General features: G+C 45.9%; 19 protein-coding genes. 14 read left to right on the forward strand and 5 right to left on the reverse strand.

The window, feature by feature from the left end; all coding sequences use genetic code 11:
- Nucleotide 1 precedes the first annotated feature (1 nt).
- Genes BQ9856_RS25160 through BQ9856_RS07250 form a run of 7 tightly spaced genes read left to right on the forward strand, consistent with a single transcriptional unit; the run spans nucleotide 2 to nucleotide 4,678 of the window.
- Nucleotides 2-430: an ABC transporter permease subunit gene (locus BQ9856_RS25160; protein ID WP_077613287.1), complete on the forward strand. Its 429-nt coding sequence runs from the start codon at nucleotides 2-4 to the stop codon at nucleotides 428-430.
- Nucleotides 394-1,206 (forward strand): nitrogenase component 1, encoded by an 813-nt coding sequence (locus tag BQ9856_RS07225; protein WP_235839171.1) that lies wholly within the window; start codon nucleotides 394-396, stop codon nucleotides 1,204-1,206. The genes BQ9856_RS25160 and BQ9856_RS07225 overlap by 37 nt, the downstream gene beginning before the upstream one ends.
- Before the next feature lie 27 nt (nucleotides 1,207-1,233).
- The gene (locus BQ9856_RS07230; RefSeq protein ID WP_077610426.1) at nucleotides 1,234-1,650 is read left to right on the forward strand and encodes a NifB/NifX family molybdenum-iron cluster-binding protein; all 417 of its coding nucleotides are present in this window, start codon (nucleotides 1,234-1,236) and stop codon (nucleotides 1,648-1,650) included.
- 17 nt (nucleotides 1,651-1,667) lie between these two features.
- Nucleotides 1,668-2,495, forward strand: coding sequence for a transporter substrate-binding domain-containing protein (locus BQ9856_RS07235; RefSeq protein WP_200801272.1), 828 nt, complete (start codon nucleotides 1,668-1,670; stop codon nucleotides 2,493-2,495).
- 5 nt (nucleotides 2,496-2,500) lie between these two features.
- Complete coding sequence (locus BQ9856_RS07240; RefSeq protein WP_077610429.1) at nucleotides 2,501-3,223, forward strand: amino acid ABC transporter permease; 723 nt, start codon at nucleotides 2,501-2,503, stop codon at nucleotides 3,221-3,223.
- Nucleotides 3,220-3,930 (forward strand): amino acid ABC transporter permease, encoded by a 711-nt coding sequence (locus BQ9856_RS07245; protein WP_077610430.1) that lies wholly within the window; start codon nucleotides 3,220-3,222, stop codon nucleotides 3,928-3,930. The genes BQ9856_RS07240 and BQ9856_RS07245 overlap by 4 nt, the downstream gene beginning before the upstream one ends.
- On the forward strand, nucleotides 3,923-4,678 hold the full coding sequence (locus BQ9856_RS07250; RefSeq protein WP_077610431.1) for an amino acid ABC transporter ATP-binding protein: 756 nt from the start codon (nucleotides 3,923-3,925) through the stop codon (nucleotides 4,676-4,678). The genes BQ9856_RS07245 and BQ9856_RS07250 overlap by 8 nt, the downstream gene beginning before the upstream one ends.
- A gap of 121 nt (nucleotides 4,679-4,799) precedes the next feature.
- Here BQ9856_RS07250 and pdaA read toward each other — a convergent pair whose 3' ends face one another.
- Entirely contained in the window at nucleotides 4,800-5,576 is a 777-nt protein-coding gene (gene pdaA, locus BQ9856_RS07255; protein WP_139348770.1) for a delta-lactam-biosynthetic de-N-acetylase, read from the reverse strand.
- A gap of 264 nt (nucleotides 5,577-5,840) precedes the next feature.
- Nucleotides 5,841-6,779, reverse strand: coding sequence for a carbamate kinase (arcC, locus tag BQ9856_RS07265; RefSeq protein ID WP_077610434.1), 939 nt, complete (start codon nucleotides 6,777-6,779; stop codon nucleotides 5,841-5,843).
- Between the two features lie 214 nt (nucleotides 6,780-6,993).
- Here arcC and BQ9856_RS07270 point away from each other — a divergent pair, with 214 nt between their 5' ends.
- On the forward strand, nucleotides 6,994-7,746 hold the full coding sequence (locus BQ9856_RS07270; protein WP_077610435.1) for a CPBP family intramembrane glutamic endopeptidase: 753 nt from the start codon (nucleotides 6,994-6,996) through the stop codon (nucleotides 7,744-7,746).
- Nucleotides 7,743-8,762, forward strand: coding sequence for a glycosyltransferase family 2 protein (locus tag BQ9856_RS07275; protein ID WP_077610436.1), 1,020 nt, complete (start codon nucleotides 7,743-7,745; stop codon nucleotides 8,760-8,762). Before BQ9856_RS07270 ends, BQ9856_RS07275 begins: the two co-directional genes overlap by 4 nt.
- Nucleotides 8,763-8,830: 68 nt before the next feature.
- Here the strand turns inward: BQ9856_RS07275 and BQ9856_RS07280 are convergent, their stop codons facing one another.
- Together BQ9856_RS07280 and BQ9856_RS07285 are read right to left on the reverse strand one after the other, a co-directional pair.
- Nucleotides 8,831-9,487, reverse strand: coding sequence for a phosphatase PAP2 family protein (locus tag BQ9856_RS07280; protein WP_077610437.1), 657 nt, complete (start codon nucleotides 9,485-9,487; stop codon nucleotides 8,831-8,833).
- Between the two features lie 137 nt (nucleotides 9,488-9,624).
- Nucleotides 9,625-10,122, reverse strand: coding sequence for a superoxide dismutase family protein (locus BQ9856_RS07285; protein WP_077610438.1), 498 nt, complete (start codon nucleotides 10,120-10,122; stop codon nucleotides 9,625-9,627).
- Nucleotides 10,123-10,294: 172 nt separating this feature from the next.
- Between BQ9856_RS07285 and BQ9856_RS07290 the strand changes: the two genes are divergently transcribed.
- From BQ9856_RS07290 to BQ9856_RS07300, 3 genes are all read left to right on the forward strand, one after another.
- The gene (locus tag BQ9856_RS07290) at nucleotides 10,295-10,774 is read left to right on the forward strand and encodes a COG2426 family protein (protein ID WP_077610439.1); all 480 of its coding nucleotides are present in this window, start codon (nucleotides 10,295-10,297) and stop codon (nucleotides 10,772-10,774) included.
- A 24-nt stretch (nucleotides 10,775-10,798) separates the two neighbouring features.
- Nucleotides 10,799-11,485, forward strand: coding sequence for an NUDIX domain-containing protein (locus BQ9856_RS07295; protein WP_077610440.1), 687 nt, complete (start codon nucleotides 10,799-10,801; stop codon nucleotides 11,483-11,485).
- A gap of 143 nt (nucleotides 11,486-11,628) precedes the next feature.
- Nucleotides 11,629-12,960 (forward strand): serine hydrolase, encoded by a 1,332-nt coding sequence (locus BQ9856_RS07300; RefSeq protein WP_077610441.1) that lies wholly within the window; start codon nucleotides 11,629-11,631, stop codon nucleotides 12,958-12,960.
- Here BQ9856_RS07300 and BQ9856_RS07305 read toward each other — a convergent pair.
- On the reverse strand, nucleotides 12,924-13,241 hold the full coding sequence (locus tag BQ9856_RS07305) for a helix-turn-helix domain-containing protein (RefSeq protein WP_077610442.1): 318 nt from the start codon (nucleotides 13,239-13,241) through the stop codon (nucleotides 12,924-12,926). The two genes, BQ9856_RS07300 and BQ9856_RS07305, sit on opposite strands and share 37 nt — an antisense overlap.
- 94 nt (nucleotides 13,242-13,335) lie before the next feature.
- Here BQ9856_RS07305 and BQ9856_RS07310 point away from each other — a divergent pair, with 94 nt between their 5' ends.
- Nucleotides 13,336-13,554: a hypothetical protein gene (locus BQ9856_RS07310; RefSeq protein ID WP_077610443.1), complete on the forward strand. Its 219-nt coding sequence runs from the start codon at nucleotides 13,336-13,338 to the stop codon at nucleotides 13,552-13,554.
- Between the two features lie 78 nt (nucleotides 13,555-13,632).
- Entirely contained in the window at nucleotides 13,633-14,487 is an 855-nt protein-coding gene (locus tag BQ9856_RS07315) for a metallophosphoesterase (protein ID WP_077610444.1), read from the forward strand.
- Nucleotides 14,488-14,552: the final 65 nt, after the last annotated feature.

The following is a 14,552-nucleotide window of genomic DNA, read 5'->3' on the forward strand; positions in this document are numbered from 1 at the left end:
TATGGATAAACTGTTTGGCTGGGAGCGGTTTTTTGAAAATATCCCTAAAATTCTTCCATATTTATCAGTGACCTTTTCGATTGTGGTTTATGCTACCGGATTCGGAGTGCTTCTTGCCATTTTGATCGTTCTGGTACAGATCAAAAAAATTCCGGTACTGTATCCGTTTTTTAAGGTGTATGTCTCATTTATGAGAGGTACACCGATGCTGGTACAGTTGATGCTCATTTATTACGGCATACCGGCCCTGATTGATCCTGTTTTCGGCACCAATATAAACCGTGGCTGGAGTACGGTGACTTTTGCTTATATCACCTTTATTCTCAATCAGGGAGCATTTCTTTCGGCCATATTCTACAGTGCGGTCACATCGATCCCCTATGGGCAGACAGNGTGCCTTATCAGGATGAATTCTGGCTCGGGAATTTAAGGGAGCTTGAAAAGCTGGTCACAGAGCTGGGGCTTACGCCAAACACCATATTCGGATATAAAAGAGGATTAAGTAACGTAAAGAGGATACCGACAGCCGAATTCAATCTTCTGGTATCCCCCTGGGTCGGGCTTAACAATATGAAGAAAATGGAGCAGAAGCTTGGGATCCCTTATCTTCACTATCCGACCCTTCCCATCGGTGCCTTTGAAACCAGTAAATTCCTTCGGGAAGTGGGCGGATTTGCCGGAGTACCAAAGGAGAAAATTGAAAAGCTCATTGCTGAGAAGGAAGCCTATTACTACTATTATATCGAGCGCTATGCGGATCTGTTCCTGGAGACCAGAGTCATGTCAAAGCAGTTTACGGTAGTGTCCGATGCCCAGTATGCCCTCGGCATTACCAAGTTTCTGGTCAATGATCTGGGCTTGTTTCCCGCAAAGCAGTTTGTGGTGGATGATACGCCGAGAGAATTCCGGGATGCGGTCCGGTCCTGTTTTAAAGAACTGAATTTTGGGATAGAAGCAGAGGTGAGCTTTGAGACCGATGGCTATAAGATCCACAATGAGATCAGAGCCCATGATTATCACGGATACCCGCTGATCCTCGGAGGCTATTGGGAAAAAGAGGCGGCAAAGCAGACCGATGCCCATTTCCTTAATGTATCCTGGCCGGTGAATGAAAGGCTGGTCATGAACAGCTATTATGCAGGATATGACGGAGGCCTTAAACTGATCGAAGATATCTATTCGGTCGCCAAAACAAGATTTAATTAACAGATCCGTTTTAAGGAAGGGAGTATCATGTCATATAAAATTGCAGTTGCATCTTCTGACCGGATAAACATTGATGGGAATTTTGGAGCGGCCCATGAATTTCTGGTCTATGAAGTGGCGGAGAGCGGGAAGTATGTTTTTTTAGAAATAAGAAAAACCCCGGAAGAAGTAAAAGAGCCTTCCGCATGTAAGGACGGGTGTGCAGGAAGCGGCTGCGGCGGTTTAAAGGGAAATCATCCCAATGTGGAGGCCATAGCAGACTGCCGGTGCGTGATCTGTAAAAAAATCGGTTTCCACATTCAAAAACAGCTTGAGAAAAAAGCGATCAGTGCCTTTGATGTGGAAGGGGAAATGGAAGATGCATTGCAGAAAATCACATTGTATTTCCACCGGGTGGATCACCACCAGACACTTAGAAGAATCTCAAATGAAACGTTGAAATGAAAGGCTGGGAGAAAATTATGAAAAAATCGGCAAAAAAGTTAGCTTTGGCAGCAGTTCTGGCAGCACTGGGAGCAGCAATGCTGTCCGGATGCGGAAAAAAGACAGCGGCAGCAGACAGCGGCGTTACAAAAGTGGTAGTAGGAACCGGTAACGCCTATGAGCCCTATTGCTTCCTGGATGAAAAAGGAAATCTTGCCGGGTATGAATACGAGGTTTTAAAAGCAGTGGATGAACTGCTTCCCCAGTATGAATTTGAATATCATACCTCTGATTTTGCCAATGTACTGATTTCCCTCGATGCAGGTAAGATTGATATTGCAGCGCACCAGTATGAATGGAACGAGGAGAGAGGGGAAAAGTATCTGTTTGGAAAAGAACCGTATACCACCTATGTGACCTATCTCGCCGTAGCAAGCGGCCGGACGGATATTCAGTCTCTTAATGACTTACAGGGGCGGAAAGTAAAGAGCTCCGCCGGATCAAATTCCGTTTATATCCTGGAAAATTACAATAAGGAACATCCGGATAACCCCATCAATATTGATTATGTGAACAATTCGACCGATGAAGAAACCATTACCGGAATCTTAAACGGAGTCTGGGATGCAACCATCCTGACAAAGCGGGATACGGAAAAACTGAATAAAAACTACGGAGACGGCGGGGAAGTCATAAAGGTGACGGGAGAACCGGTCCAGTCTTCTTCCACGTTTTTTGTCTTTGCAAAAGGAAATACCGAATTGCAGGAGGCAGTGGACGGAGCGGTAAAACAATTAAAAGAAAGCGGAAAGCTTGCACAGATATCCACGGATATAATCGGCGGAGATTATACGGAAAGTGAGTAATTGGTATGGATAAACTGTTTGGCTGGGAGCGGTTTTTTGAAAATATCCCTAAAATTCTTCCATATTTATCAGTGACCTTTTCGATTGTGGTTTATGCTACCGGATTCGGAGTGCTTCTTGCCATTTTGATCGTTCTGGTACAGATCAAAAAAATTCCGGTACTGTATCCGTTTTTTAAGGTGTATGTCTCATTTATGAGAGGTACACCGATGCTGGTACAGTTGATGCTCATTTATTACGGCATACCGGCCCTGATTGATCCTGTTTTCGGCACCAATATAAACCGTGGCTGGAGTACGGTGACTTTTGCTTATATCACCTTTATTCTCAATCAGGGAGCATTTCTTTCGGCCATATTCTACAGTGCGGTCACATCGATCCCCTATGGGCAGACAGAGGCGGGCTTAAGCGTGGGACTTACCGGGTTTCAGACCTTTCGAAGAATCATTTTGCCCCAGATGGTAAGAACTGCCCTGCCGCCCTTTGGCTCTGATCTGGTCGGACTATTTCAGAATTCCTCTCTTGTATTTCTCATCGGAGTTACCGATATCATGGGGAGAGCCAAATCCATCGGTTCAGCTACAAAACATGTATTGGAAGCCTATGTGTTTGTGGTAATCGTTTATATCGTTATCAGTTTGACGATCCGGCTTCTTTTTTATTACCTGAATATAAAACTGGAGTATGGAAGAGAACGGATAGCGGCCGGAAAAGAGGAAGAAGAATGAATTTCAACGCAGCTCATTTTTATGAAAGCTTCATCTACGGAATTAAGTATTTTCCAAATACCCTGAGGCTCGTATTTATTCCATTGGCCATAGGTCTGGTCTTGGGAACGGGGGCCGCACTGGCCCGGGTCTACAAAGTGCCTGTTCTCCATAAGCTTCTTGGGATTTTTGTTACCATATATCAGGGCGTCCCCATTGTGGTGGCTTTGATGATATACAACTTGATTTTCATGCTCAAATTCAATGATCTGGCAGATTTATTACATATACGGAAGAATGTCGCGGATGTGGATAATATCTGGGTGGGAATTTTTGCACTCAGCCTTGCCTCGGTATGTTCCATATCAGAGGCCATCCGGGGAGCGCTGCTGTCCATTGACAAAGGGCAGGATGAAGCCGGGTATTCGGTAGGGCTTACGAAAATCCAGACCATAAGGAGAATCATTATTCCGCAGATGGTTCCGGTGGCGATCCCCATGCTGATCAATAATGTGGTCGGCCTGATCAAGGCATCATCCGTAGTCATGGCGATCGGTATCGTTGAAATTGTGGCAGGAGCGACTATTCCAAGCTCCAGGACTTATTCATTTTTCGAAGGGTACGTGGCGGCTGCAATCCTATACTGGGGATTTACAGTTGTGATCGAATATCTGGCAAACGTTCTGAAGCAGCATACCGGTAAATTCAGGAGGAATCGATATGATTGAGGTGAAACATGTAAAAAAGGCATTTGGAAAGCTGCAGGTTCTTAAGGATGTTTCCGTGGAGGTGGAGGACGGCCAGGTGGTTGTCATCCTTGGGCCCAGCGGATCAGGAAAAACAACATTGCTCCGGTGCATTAATTTCCTGGAGAACGCTGACAGCGGCCAGCTTACCATCGGGGATACCCATGTGGACCTAAAAAGGGCGACCAAAAAGCAGATCCTGCAGATCAGAAGAAAAACAGCATTTGTTTTTCAGAATTATAATCTTTTTGCTAACAAAACGGCATTGGAAAATGTTATGGAAGGGCTTGTTACGGCAAGGCATATTCCCAAAGAGGAAGCGGGAAAAAGTGCGAAGGAAGCGCTCGACTGGGTGGGGTTATCGGATAAATATCATTTTTATCCTTCCCAGCTTTCCGGCGGGCAGCAGCAGCGGATCGGCATTGCCAGAGCCTTTGTCTTAAATCCGGAAGTGATCTTATTTGATGAACCGACTTCTGCACTGGACCCGGAACTGGTAGGGGAAACCCTTGATATCATAAAGAAGGTGGCAGGGAAAGGAATCACGATGATCGTGGTGACGCATGAAATGTCCTTTGCCCAGGATGTGGCGGATAAAGTGATCTTTATGGATGGCGGTGTTGTTGTGGAAGAGGGAAAACCGGAAGAGATTTTTTCAAATCCGAAAGAAGAGAGAACCAGACAATTTTTATCAAGGATTATTTCCCTGGAGCCCAACTATTCCATATAGCCATATGCCATCATGCAGACAGAATCATAATAAAAACGGTCATTTTATTTATGCTGGTAAAATGGCCGTTTTATAATAGACGTAACCCTGCCGGGCAGGCAAAGCGTGCGATTCGGCAGCCCTATTGGCTGACCAGCTGATCCAGGGTTTTAAACTGGTATCCCATCTCTTCCCATTTGGTCAGCAGTTCATCGAGAATCTGGGCATTGGTGCTGGAGGTGCTGTGTAAGAGTACAATGGCCCCGGGATGGATCCTTCCAAGCAGTTTTTTGAAGGCTTCTTCTTTTGAAGGCTGCTTATCCTGATACCAGTCAACATAGGCAAGGCTCCAGAAAAAGGTTTTGTACCCCATGTCTTTTGCCATCTGTAAATTGGTCTCGCTGTATTTTCCCTGCGGCGGGCGGTAGTATTTTTTCATGGGCTGTCCGGTGGTCTTTTCAAAAAGAGTTTCCAGGTCTCCCAGCTCTTTCTCAAATGCTTCCTTTGAAGAAATCTTAGACATATCCGGATGGTGATAGGTGTGATTGCCTACGGTATGGCCTTCATCAACCATTCGCTTGACCAGTTCCGGAGCCGTTTCTATGTAATTTCCAACGACAAAAAAGGTTGCCGGAGCATTGTGTTTTTTTAATGCATCCAGGATTGCTGCCGTATTCCCATTTTCGTATCCGGCATCAAAGGTCAGATAAAGAACTTTATCCGGGGTTTTTTCCGCGTAATAGGCATTAAACTGTTTTAAATAGTCCATGGTTGCATTGGCAACCGGCGGCTGTCCTTCCTGCTGAAAGCTTAACCCCCAGTTTCCATCCGCCGCAGTTTCCACTGCTTTGTGATATTCTACCAGCATGGCACCGAGATGGCCGGCCAGAAAAGCACAGAGAAAGAGCAGGAATACCATAGCTGCCTGTTTTCCTGTTTCGGGAGCAACCGAAAGCTTTCTGATTTTTTCTGAAATTTTCAATTTTTGCAAAAATTTCATATTTAAGCTCCATATAATTACATTTGGTTTAATATATGAAACTTCTGTCTGTCCTTATTCAAAAATGTTACCGGAGATAGATTGTTAAAAAAGAAAAGGGCTTCCCAGGGGGCGGCATCGTGTTTATGCCGCAGCCCTGAAGAACCCTTTTCATATATTCTTATTCCGGAAAAACGGATTGGTTCATGATTCTTCAATAACCGTACCTGCTTTTCCTTCCAGGCTTGCTTCTGCCTTTTCCAGAGAGGTGATGATGGCTTTTCTGCCCTTGCCCTGCCGGAGAAAATCCACGGATGCTTCAATTTTTGGAAGCATGGAAGCGAATTCAAACTGGCCTTCCTGAATATAGGTACCCGCTTCTTCCAGATTCATATGGCTGATGGGGCGCTCATCCGGTGACCCGTAGTTTAATGTAACATTGTCAACACTGGTAAGGATCATGAGCACGTCGGCGTCGATTTCCTTTGCCAGAAGCCCGGCGGCCCGGTCCTTTTCGATGACTGCGCCGGCACCCTTTAAGTGGTATCCCTGTTCCATGACCGGAATGCCGCCTCCGCCGCAGGCGATAACGATCTGGTCTGCATCCATAACTGCCTTAATGATATCGATTTCCACTATGGATACAGGCTTTGGAGAAGCCACGACTCTGCGAAAGCCCATGCCAGGCACTTCTTCCACATAGTTCCCCTTTTCCTCCTCCTCTTTTGCCTCTTCCGCTGACATAAAGCGCCCGATGGGCTTTATGGGAGTGTAGAAAGCCTCGTCATAAGGGTTTACCATCATCTGGGTCAGGATGGTGGCCACAGATTTATAAATGCCGCGCTTTACCAGCTCTGCGCGGATGCCGTTTTGCAGATCATAACCAATATAACCCTGGCTCATGGCAGAACATACGGACATGGGAGCAGAAGTATAGCCGTCATGCAGTTTTCCGAATTCATTCATAGCTGTATGGATCATGCCGGCCTGCGGTGCATTGCTGTGTGTGACAGCCACCTGCCAGCCGGCTTCAATAAAATCTGCGATTACTTTGGCTGTCCCGGCAGCTGCTTTTTTCTGTTCCGGAAGATTCGTTCCCAAAGCATTATGCCCCAAAGCCATAACAATACGTTTTTTTGCCATATCAGTTCCCTCTCAGTTCGATGTAGTTTATTCAAAAAGTATAAAGATATTATATTATCAGGCAATAAAAAAAGCAACTGCTTTTCAGGACTTGCAAAATATCGGAAAGATTGTAAATATTATTTAGAAAGAATTTAAAAAAATTTGGTGGATATCCTAAAATCAGGTGGTATAATGTTTAAGAAGAAACAGAAAATGAAAGGACCCCGTGTTTATGATATCAATAATTTTGCATCTGATTCTTCCGATGTTTTTTTATACCACAATAACAACAATCCTGTTTCTGTGTTTGAACTTAGGTGCCCTGGAAGCCACTGCCATGTCTGCATTACTCGTTTCTCCGGTTCTTTATTATTTTTACTTCAGGGATCAGGAAGACCGTGGTGTCACTCCGGCGGTAAGCTTAAAGCTTCATGGCTGTCTGGCTTATATTCTGGTATTTGGCGCAGCTCTTTGTGTGTTTGGAAATGTTATTGTTAAAGCGTTTGGGCTGGCTGAAATGTCCGCATCCTATGAGGAGGCGGCGAAGTTCCTGTATTCGCCTCCTTTTCCTGTTCAGCTTCTGGCTTCGGGTCTTATGATCCCCATTGCAGAAGAGCTGATTTTCAGAGGGATGGTTTTTGCTTCGCTCCGCGACAGGCTGCCTTTTCTGCCGTCTGCATTCTTATCTGCGCTGCTGTTCGGGCTCTTTCATGGGAATCTTCCCCAGGGAGTCTACGCTTTTCTGATCGGAATGGCCGTTGCCTGGCTATATGAGGTCTGCAGGACTTTACTGGCTCCATACCTGTTTCATGTATCAGCCAATTTACTGTCGCTTTGTGTGGTAAATACAGCGTTTCCCGGCTCTTTGTTCAATTCGGAAAACAGGACGGTCATGGCTGTCATGGCGGCCGCCTCTGCGGCGGTGTCCGCTGTTTGTGCAATCCGGATTTATTGGAAAATTAACTTAAAGGAGGATATTGTGTGAAGCTCTTATCTGTAGCAATACCATGTTATAATTCTGAAGCCTATATGAGGCATTGCATTGATACTCTGCTGGCAGGAGGGGATGAGGTTGAGATCCTCATTGTGGATGACGGATCTGTAAAAGACCGTACGGCGGAGATCGCGGATGAATACGAAAGAAATTATCCGGGAATCTGCCGGGCCATCCATCAGGAAAACGGTGGTCATGGGGAGGCAGTTAACACAGGCTTAAGAAATGCCAAAGGAATTTATTTTAAGGTGGTGGATAGCGATGACTGGGTGGATGAGTCTGCTTACAGGGAGATCCTTGACACTCTGAGACGGTTTGTATATGGAGAAAAGACCCTGGATATGCTTGTCAGCAATTTTGTTTATGAAAAGCAGGGCGTAAAACGGAAAAAGGTCATGAATTACCGGATGGCCCTTCCGGAAAAGGAGCTGTTTGACTGGGATGACGTAAAGGTATTCATGCTGGGACAGTATATCCTCATGCACTCTGTCATTTACCGGACAGAGCTTTTGAAGCAGTGCGGGCTGGAACTCCCCAAACACACCTTTTATGTGGATAATATTTTTGTTTACCAGCCATTGCCCCACGTGAAAACCATGTACTACTTAAATGTGAACTTTTACCGGTATTTTATCGGAAGAGAGGACCAGTCTGTAAACGAAGCGGTTATGATCGGCCGCATTGACCAGCAGATCAGGGTGACAAAATTAATGCTTGGCTACTATGATGTGACAAAGATCAAACAGCGTAAGCTCCGCCGTTATATGATCCGGTATCTGGAGATCATGATGACCATTTCATCCATTCTTGCAATCAAGTCAGGAACGGATGAAAACATGGAGAAGAAAAAGGAGCTGTGGCAGCATCTTCGCAGGCAGAATCTAAAGCTGTACCTAAGGCTCAGATGGGGCTTTATGGGTCAGGGGGTGAATCTTCCGGGCGAGGGCGGACGCCAGTTCCCGATCGCAATTTATAAGATGACCCAGAAGTTTTTCGGATTCAACTGAATTTAAGATTTCCATGGAAAAGATTAAGAATCCCCTGGCGTCTGTCCGGACGCCAGGGGATTCTGTCATCAGCTGATGGCTTTTTCGGAAACCTTTTTCCTGCTGGGCACGTAGGTATCAGAATATACAAACTGGTACATAATATAGGCCATAACCAGAGAACCTAAGCCGTCAAATGCTGAATGCTGTTTTAAGAAAACAGTGGCCAGGCTGATGGAAAGCATTAGCAGGAAAGAGCCGGTCTGCAGCAGCCTGTATTTTTTTAAGCGTTTGCTGTGGCTGACGGCAATGTGTACACACATGGAGTTATAAACATGGATGCTCGGGAATACATTGGTACAAGTGTCGGTGGAATAAAGAAAAGCAACAATCGCCGAGCAGATATTCTTATCCGGGTCAATGACGGGCCGGAAATCCGTGCCATTGGGAAATACGGTACAGATCACCAGGCTGATGGTCATGCCTGTAAACAGCATGGTACACAGCTTATAATAGTCTTTTACATTGGCAAAGAAAAAATACCCGATGGCAGCTGTTACATAGGCAAACCATAAAAGATATGGAATAATAAAATATTCATTAAAAGGAATATAGTCATCTATGGCAACATGCATGATGTGGTAGTGATTCGTCACCGTTTTTTCCAGGTAGATAAACCATGGAATGTAGATAAAGGCATAACTGAGGATCCAGACATGTCTGTACCTGTGAAACAGATTTTTCATATGAGTCACCCTTCTCCGTTCTGTTGGTTAGGATAATATTTATCAACTTTGGAGGATTATATCACACTCGTTTTGTCAGTACAATAGTATTTCAAAAATGTTAATATTTTATTCAGAGAAGATTAACCCAAAAGTTTTTAGCCGAAAGGCCGGATGATGCCGCAGGCGATCTTAGCACCGGAGCCTCCGGAGGGCTGTGTAGTGAAATTGTCTACCCGGCGGTGGACAACAACGGATCTGCCCATAATATCTTCAATTTTAAAGCTTTTATCATAAAAGGCCATCCAGGCATAACCCTGATTGCTCATCAGGGGGAGCAAGTCGCCAGCATGGTGTGGATGGGGACGGAGGTCAGGGTTGTAGTGTTCCCCGGTGTTTGCAAAATTGTGGCTGCAGTCACCGTTTTCATGGATATGGAACGCATAGAAGTCGGTGGATCCCACAACATTTATGTTTGGAAGGTTGAAAAATTCTGCTTCAATGACGACTCCGCCATAGGCTGTCGGATAGAATTTTACCAGTCCGCTGATTTCAGGGAAGGCCGCTCCGCCGGTTACCCAGGCCATGGCCTGAGGAATCTGATTGTTTATGAGGTACTTAAAATTCATTCCGGGAGTAACTTGTTGGTTTTGCATGGGCTGATGCCTCCTTATTTCTATAATATATGGTATATGCATGGAGGCGCATCCCTTAACACCTTTTTCCCCGGAGGACCGTGGAAATTATAATCTTTTTATAAAACAGTTGATAGCCGGTCAATCTTTGTGTATAGTATAAAGGCAGACTTTTATACGAAAGGAATGGACTATGTTACAAAATTACTTGATTGTGTTCCTGGTTTCCATGGTTCCACTCATAGAACTTCGCGGAGCAATTCCGTATTCCACGGTTATGGGACTCCCGCTTTTGCAGTCCTATATCGTTGCGATTATCGGAAATATGCTTCCGGTACCGATCATTTATCTTTTTGCGAGAAAAGTTCTCGAATGGGGAGCGGACAAGCCGGTGATTGGCGGCTTTTTCACCTGGTGCCTGGAAAAAGGGAAGCGCGGCGGTGAAAAACTGCAGGCGAAAGCCGGACGGGGATTATTTATAGCGCTTTTGTTATTCGTGGGAATTCCCCTTCCGGGAACCGGTGCCTGGACAGGTACTCTGGCAGCCAGCCTGCTTGACATTGATTTTAAATCCAGTATTTTGGCCGTAATGGGAGGCGTCCTTCTGGCAGGAATTATTATGGGACTTGCCAGTGTAGGAGTTCTGGGGGCGCTTCAGTCCATGGTATTCTAAGATTCTGGTAGGAAGAAGGGCAGAATGGAACGAAAGAATGAAGAGGGGTTGACGGAAAAGGAGTTTCTTGCGCAGTATCGCCCAGGGGACTATGAGCGTCCGTCGGTGACGGTTGACATGCTGATTTTTGCAGTAGATCAGGAAGAGGCGGAAGCGGAGCTTCTGCTTATCAGACGGAAAAACCACCCTTGCATCGGCCAGTGGGCCATTCCCGGAGGTTTTGTCAATCTTCCCGAATCGCTGGAAGAGGCAGCGGCAAGGGAACTTGAGGAAGAGACCGGGTTAAAAGATATCTGTATGGAGCAGCTTTACACATGGGGGAATGTAAAGAGAGATCCTAGAACCAGAGTTATTTCAGTTTCTTATATGGCTGCAGTTCCTAAGAATCAGCTGATACCAAAGGCTGGAGATGATGCTTCGGAAGCCTGCTGGTTCCAGGTGAAGAAAAAGAAGCTTTCCGACCTGGAAAACGGAGCGACCTATGCACTTACGATCGAGAATGAAGAGGAACATATTTTTATGAGTTATCGGATCACCGAGACCTATGAACGTCAGGGAATGATGTGGAAAAAGGAAACGGAGACAGATCTTTTGCCTGCTATCGATATGCTGGAGCAGGAGAAGCTGGCGTTTGACCACGCCGAGATCCTGAATGCAGCAATGGACAGACTGGAAGAAATGGAAAAAGAATACAGCGAACAGATTTTTTAGCCGGAAACGTACTGCCGAAAGGGTGGTACGTTTTTTTTTGAAAAATGTTCGTAAGAAAATTTTAATCGGAAAATTATGGATTTTGTGTTATACTGTTGGAAGAAATTTTACATGAAAGCAGAAAAGCACAGGAGATAAAGGATATGACAAAGAAATTATGCAGGCTATGGAGCGCGGCAATCAGTTTTAGTATTCTTGCAGCAATACCTTCCTATGGAAATGTTCCCGTAGTGCAGCCATTCCCGGAAACAGCAGGCAGGACTGAGAGCACAAGCGGGCCTTCGGGAGGAACGTCGGAAAATGCCGGACCGGGAACAACAGCCGCAGCAGTTCAGAACGGCGCCGGTAATCAGACAACTGCTTCTGCAAACGCAGCGCAGCCGGAGATCCAGTCAGAGGGTGCGGTCCTTTTGGACGCAGCCACCGGGACCATGCTGTATTCAAAAAACGGGGAGACAAAATATTATCCTGCCAGCATAACAAAGCTTATGACAGCCCTTCTTGTTGCAGAAAAATGCAGCATGTCTGATACCGTGACTTTTTCTAAAAGTGCCACAACAAACCTGGAGTCAGGGGCTGTGACCCTGGGGCTGGTGGAAGGGGATAAGCTGACTGTGGAACAGAGCCTGTATGGTCTGATGTTAAAATCGGCCAATGAGGTCGCCAACGGTCTGGCAGAGCACGTTTCCGGGAGCGTAAGCGCTTTTTCCGCCCTGATGAATGCCCGTGCAAAGGAACTGGGATGCACCAATACGAACTTTGTCAACCCCAATGGCTTAAATAACGCCAGCCATTATACGACGCCTCATGACATGGCGCTCATTGCCAGGGCGGCATTTCAAAATGATACGGTGAGAAAGGTGGCTTCCACTTTGACCTATCAGATACCGGCCACTAAGAATGCTTCGGCCAGAACTGTTTCCATGGGACACAAGATGCTTTATTCCGGTGATTCCAGATACTATCCCGGAGTGATCGGAGGCAAGACCGGCTATACTTCTTTGGCAGGCAACACATTAGTCACCTGTGCGGAAAAGAACGGAGTCCGTCTGATTGCGGTTGTTATGAAGAGTAAATCCACTCATTATGCGGATACAAAAGCCCTTCTGGATTTTGGATTTGCATTAAAGGCAGCGGGTGGGACGGGCACACAGGCCTCTTCTTCCACCGGATGGGTGCAGACCGGATCAAAATGGTATTACATAAAACAGGATAAAACAAAAGCCTGCAATGAATGGCAGAAAGTAAACGGAGTTTCCTACTGGTTTGACTCAGATTCCTCCATGGCTGCGGGCTGGAGGGAATTGACCGGCGGTTCCTGGTACTATTTCCGCTCCAATGGGGCTATGGCCATGAATCTTTGGGTGGAAAGCAGCGGGAAATGGTATTATTTAGGTGCGGACGGGACTATGCTTAAGAATACCACCACGCCGGATGGTTACAGGCTGGATTCCTCCGGCGCCTGGATCCGGTAAACGGCCGGATCCTCTGAAGGAGCAGCTTTATCCTGATCTTTCTTCGGGTCATCCGGTTCGGTCATGCCGGTCGCTTCGCTGATATCAGCCCGGTATTCCATGACCTCCTCTACGCTGCAATTCAGGATCTTACAGAGCATATCAATGGTATGGGTAGAAACAAAGTTATTTTTCTTAAGCCGTCCGATCTGCCCGGCGCTGACCTTGCAGTACTTGATCAGATGATACTGGCTGACTTTTTTCTTTTTCATGGTTTCCCATAGTCTGTCATAAATGATCATATTTTGTCACCTCTAACCATTATTAAACCGTGATTATCCAGTATTGCATATTATCCATAATTGGTTTATATTATGAGTAAGGAGGATTACATTAATGAGAAAACATATTTTTAATGGAGTTTTTTATCTGATCTGCTTTTGCATTCTCAGCAGATCCATTTACCGCCTGGCCTTTACCGTGCCGCCTTCTCCCGGAACCCCGGGGTATCAGGAGTATTACTACGGCACCATAGTCATGAGTGTCGGCATTGGGCTCATGGTGATCGTGCCGAATCTGATCATTGAATATTTGGCCGGCAAGTGGACTGCATAGGCTTGACGCGGACGGGCTCCTCATTGTATGATGAAAAGACAGAAAGAGAAAGAATGATGGAAGATGAGGTAGAATCAGATGTGGTTTGCTGCCGGAGCCCTTTGCGCCATTGCAGGCGCAGGTTTATTGCTGCGTTCTGAATATGAAAAAGAACAGCTTTCTGTGGAGAGAACCGTTGTGGAAAGCGCTAAGATCGGAAAGGACTGCACCCTGGTGTTCCTTTCCGATCTCCATAATCACCGGTTTGGAGAGGATAACAGAAGACTGTTGGATGCTGTGGATAAGATAAGTCCTGATCTGGTGCTGATCGGCGGTGACATGATGATCAGCAAAGGAGGAGCGGATACCAGTGTTTCCTTAGCGCTTTTACAGCAGCTTGCGAAACGCTTTCCGGTATTTTATGGCAATGGCAATCATGAAAACCGGATGCGCCGGGAGACTTCTGTTTATGGGGACCAGTATGAATCTTATGTTTGCAGTCTGAAAAGTCTTGGGATCAAGGTTCTTGGAAACCGGACGGAACTGTTCCGGGGGGATATTGCAGTTACGGGCATTGATTTGGAACCGGGCTGTTACCGGAAATTTCGTCCGGACGATTTAAATGTAGAAGAGATTGAAAAAAAAGTGGGGAAAGCGTCTCTGGAACGGTTTCAGATTCTGCTTTGCCATTCCCCGCTCTATTTTTATGCGTGCAGGAATTGGGGAGCGGATTTAACTCTTTCCGGCCATTTCCATGGGGGAACCATAAGGATCCCCGGTCTGGGAGGTGTTATGACACCCCAATACCAGTTTTTTCTTCCCTGGTGCGCTGGTAAGTTTGAGGAAAATGGAAAGTATATGATCGTGAGCAGAGGCCTTGGAACCCATTCCATTAACATCCGTTTGAATAACAAACCCCAACTGGTGGTAGTGGATTTAAAAAGGAAAGCATGATTTTGGGGCTGCCATATATTTACAGATGAAGCAGGATTTGATATACTAATCAATAGCGTGTTTTA

Origin of the sequence: Clostridium sp. Marseille-P2415, from assembly GCF_900155545.1 — a bacterium.
GTDB lineage: Bacteria > Bacillota > Clostridia > Lachnospirales > Lachnospiraceae > Lacrimispora.